This window comes from Vibrio sp. 1978 (assembly GCF_033344345.1).
In genome coordinates, this window is the sequence record NZ_JAWPOP010000307.1 from 1 (window position 1) to 815 (window position 815).

General features: G+C 45.5%; 1 protein-coding gene. It reads left to right on the forward strand.

Features of this window, described 5'->3' with window-relative positions; all coding sequences use genetic code 11:
• A partial coding sequence (locus tag R8N49_RS26275; protein WP_318190342.1) for a sigma 54-interacting transcriptional regulator occupies nt 1-815 on the forward strand: 815 nt, incomplete at both ends.

Below are 815 nucleotides of genomic sequence, written 5' to 3' on the forward strand. Positions count from 1 at the left end.
AACACTGAGCTGCTTTCGTTGGTTGATAATTTGCCGGACCCGGTTTTTGCAATCGACCTCAAAGGTGCTGTCGATATGGCGAACATGTCTGCTTTGTCGCTACTCGGCTTACATAAACAAGAAGTCATCGGCACTCAGATTGGTGCGTTATTACCAAGCGTCCGTTTCTCTCGTTGGTCTGAAGGAGTGAACGCTCGTACTCGTGAAAACCTAGTCATTGATGGGTTGGATTACATCTTAGAGCTCATGCCTGTCTATATCAGAGACGAAGCGCAGAATTCTACGCTTGCAAGCACTTTGATGACGATTCGAACAAGCCAGCACGGCACGCAAATCGAAGAAAGACTGCCGTTGCATAATCCATTGGGTTTTGAGCACTTCGTAGGAATATCAAACCGCCATAAAGCATTGATTAATCAGGCTAAGAAGCTTTCTGTTCTGGATCAACCGCTACTAATCGAAGGTGAAACAGGTACTGGCAAAGAAATGCTCGCAAAAGCCTGTCATAGTCGTTCAAGCCGTGCGAGTAAACCATTCCTTGTGTTGAGCTGTGCATCCATGCCAGATGACGTTGCAGAAACCGAGCTGTTTGGTCATGCGCCGGGTTCATTCAATCACGAACAAGGCCACAAAGGTATTTTTGAACAGGCAAATGGTGGTACGGTATTTCTTGATGAAATTGGTGAGATGAGTGCTCATCTGCAAATCAAACTTCTTCGTTTTCTACAAGATGGTAACTTCCGTCGTGTTGGTGCAGAAGATGAAATGCATGTAGACGTTCGCATCATTGCTTCGACAAAACATAACCTTGCTGA